General features: G+C 53.5%; 5 protein-coding genes. 2 read left to right on the forward strand and 3 right to left on the reverse strand.

The window, feature by feature from the left end:
- Positions 1-635 (forward strand): hypothetical protein (locus EA392_00275; protein ID TVR42507.1); only part of this gene is annotated, 635 nt, incomplete at its 5' end.
- A gap of 34 nt (positions 636-669) precedes the next feature.
- On the forward strand, positions 670-1,368 hold the full coding sequence (locus tag EA392_00280) for a YdcF family protein (GenBank protein TVR42508.1): 699 nt from the start codon (positions 670-672) through the stop codon (positions 1,366-1,368).
- Here EA392_00280 and EA392_00285 read toward each other — a convergent pair.
- The 3 genes from EA392_00285 to EA392_00295 form a co-directional block, all read right to left on the reverse strand.
- Complete coding sequence (locus EA392_00285) at positions 1,349-2,104, reverse strand: DUF1295 domain-containing protein (protein TVR42509.1); 756 nt, start codon at positions 2,102-2,104, stop codon at positions 1,349-1,351. The genes EA392_00280 and EA392_00285 overlap by 20 nt on opposite strands.
- A gap of 38 nt (positions 2,105-2,142) precedes the next feature.
- Complete coding sequence (locus EA392_00290) at positions 2,143-3,114, reverse strand: NAD-dependent epimerase/dehydratase family protein (GenBank protein ID TVR42510.1); 972 nt, start codon at positions 3,112-3,114, stop codon at positions 2,143-2,145.
- On the reverse strand, positions 3,114-3,274 hold a 161-nt coding region (locus EA392_00295), incomplete at its 5' end, for a phenylalanine--tRNA ligase subunit alpha (GenBank protein TVR42511.1). The genes EA392_00290 and EA392_00295, both read right to left, overlap by 1 nt.

The following is a 3,274-nucleotide window of genomic DNA, read 5'->3' on the forward strand; positions in this document are numbered from 1 at the left end:
CGAAAAAGTTAACTTTACCCGTCAACCCAAAAACGCTTACCGTGTTCAAAGCAGAAAAAATACTCTGGGCGCTGGCGCTGCTTGCCGCTGTAATGTGGTTCTATGATGTTCCGGGATGGGCTTTGTTGCTTACAATGAGCCTTACTTCGATTGCCATCCTGTATTACGTACTGGGCTTTGTGGTATTTAACGAAATTGGCTTCAGGCAGCTTATCGGCAAGGGTGGACTCAAAGGTCTGGGGTGGATGCGTATTATCTGGGGTGTGTTGATGGGCTTCGGAACCTCCATGATCAGCATGGGCCTTCTCTTTAAAATGCAAATTTGGCCCGGTGCAGAAACCATGCTTCTGAGTGGCTCTTTTCTGACACTTATGATGGTGGTTGCCGGACTCATCGCTTACCTGAAAAACCGGGCCGCATGGCTCAAGCCGCCGTTGTTGCGTGCAACCATCATCGCCGGAATCGGCTTGTTACTGTTTACTACAGCTGATGCCACCCTGGTGGACATCCAACACCGCAACGATCCTGAACTTGCCGAGGCCGTTAAAGAAGCCCTGCAAAACCCTGATAATCCTGAACTCTGGGAAAAGGTAGAAGAATTGGAGCAGGCCAGGTACTCCGGGGAAGATGATTAAGCGCCGGTAAACATTCGCAGGCACCTGCTGTTATATGCTCATGGTTACTTACACTACATGGCTTCTGCCACTGCTGCTGATGTTTTCATTCATGAGCTGCAAATCACCTCAAAAGAGTTTTCAGCAGGCTTCGGCGCATGCCCCCTTCGACGCTATTATTGTTCCCGGTGTTCCTTATGACACCGCGTGGAGCCGCGTGATGAAAGGACGCGTGCTTTGGTCGCTGCACCTGTTTGAAACCGGCGTTACCAAAAACATCATCTACTCGGGTGGAGCCGTGTACACGCCCTACGTGGAAAGCCGCATCATGGCAGAGTACGCCAAAGCCCTCGGCATTCCTGAAACACATATTTTCACCGAAGAAAATGCCGAACACAGCACCGAAAACCTCGCCTACTCCATGCAGGTGGCGCGTGAGCAGGGGTTTACCAATGTAGCCCTCGCCACCGATCCTTTTCAGGCGGCCATGCTTCGTTCTTTTGCCCGAAGAAAAAAGCTGCCTGTGCAGTTTATGCCTTTTATAACCGATACTTTGAAAACCCTGGAACACCTGGAGGTGCAGATAGACCCCGAGCGCGCCCGCGTATCCGATTTTGTTGCGTTGCCGGAGCGCGAGGGCTTTTTCAAGCGACTGAAAGGAACCATGGGAGGCAACGTGAAGGAAAAACACGCCTCCGAAGAATTCAGGGCGAGCTCGCGAAAGAAAGGCGACGCTACAAAACTCCGGGAATAACCGCTTTTCTACCGGACGGATAATCCGGAAACCTTCGTTGATACCAGCGATGATGGGCCATGGCTCGTGGCAGCAGGTTGGCAACCGTCCACACGGCAAAACTCAGCGACGCCAGATTCCATGTGAGCAGGGCGTATCCCGCCCATTCTACCATTTCTCCGAAAAGATTGGGGCACGACACCCACCGAAACAGCCCTCCTTTGGGGATGCGATACGTCTTTTCGCCCGGCTTGCGCAAATTGAGGAGCACGTGGTCGGAGTGCATGTTGATGAGCATCCCCGCAAAAAACAGGATGGTGCCGAACATAAACGGCAGGCTCCACCACCAGTCGGCCGAAAAGTCTGCAAAGTTGCCGAGGTAGTACCCGTTGAAAAAGCCATTGATGAGGTTGAAAAATATGGCCGAGCCCACGATGGCCACCGGCATTCGCTTGGATTTGTCGCGCTGCCGAAAAGGGTACACAAAGCTGCGGTTCAAGTAATGCAGCGCCCACAAACCATACATAAACCACGTGAGCGGAGTTGGACTGAGTGAGCCGGTGAAAAAGAAGTAGGACAAGCTTAGCAATGAGGGCACTTCCATCACACACCAGCCCCAATGATTGGGCATGGTGGGGCCAAAGGTATCGCTTGTGTGTCGCCCGAAAGGAGCCACTACCCGAAACAACACCACCATGGTTAGCAGCGCCACGGCCATCCACACAAGCACCAGAATATTGAAAAGGGCGTGGCTCATGGGGTCAATTTACGGATTTGTTCCGTGGTCATACATGACTAATCCCCACCTTGAAACCATTCCACCGTATCACGAACTGTTTCGGGCAAAGGTCGGGGTTGCCAGTTGAGGATGTCACGGGCGCGGGAGGAATCCACGTTGCGGCAGCTTGACTGAATGGTGCGGAGCGCGTTGCGCGTGTAAAGCAAAGGCTCATTGCGAAGGCGGTTCCAGTTCTGCACAAATGGAAGGCCGACGTGAGCCAGCCAAAAGGGCGCAACGCGTTGAGTGGGCCGGATGTCCGCCTCCCGCGCCACCACTACGGCTAAATCTGCAAGACTGCACCACTCACCCGACAGCATAAACTTGTCGTTCAACACATCATTACGAATGGCAAGCACCGCCGCGCGGGCCACATCGCGCACGTCAAGCCAGTCAAAACCGCCGGGTGTAAGCATCGGTATGCGCCTTTGCAACAATCGCTGAACAAGCTGACCAGTATATCCCGGTTTAAAATCAAAAGGCCCGATGACAGCCGTGGGATTGAATACCGTGGTTCGCAGCCCCTGGTGACGCGCCGTAATAACCCGTTGTTCTGCTATGGACTTGCTTCGATCATAGGCTGAGCCACCGACGGCGTGGTAAGGGCTTTGTTCATTCATTACCCCATTGCTGCCCGGTGATTCGTGGGCGTGCACCGAGCTGAAGTAATACAGCGGGATACCGGCTTTGAGACAGGCCTCAATAGCATGGTCGGTTCCTTGAATGTTGGTTTGGGCGAGGGTTTTGTTTCTGCCGTCATCCACCGAAACCACTGCGGCAAGGTGGCAAAGCAAATCGGCGCCTTTGAGCAGTTCATCCAGGTGGGCGGGATGGAGAACGTTGCATTGCACGCGCTCAACCGGCAAGCCCTCCAACGCTCTGAGGTCATGATGCACAGCAACGCGAACCGCAAAACCCTCCCGGAGTAGCTCGCGACAAAGCACATTACCGAGATGCCCGGAGGCTCCGGTAACGGCAATGGTTTTCATTAAAATGCCGACTGAAATTGCCGCAGAAAGCGCACGTCACTTTCAAAGAAGTGGCGCAAATCATCCACCTGGTACTTGAGCATGGCGATGCGCTCAATGCCCATTCCAAAGGCAAAACCCGAATACACTTCAGGGTCAATACCGCAATTTTGGAGCACAT

It is taken from the genome of Cryomorphaceae bacterium, from assembly GCA_007695365.1.
Lineage (GTDB): Bacteria > Bacteroidota > Bacteroidia > Flavobacteriales_D > SKUL01 > SKUL01.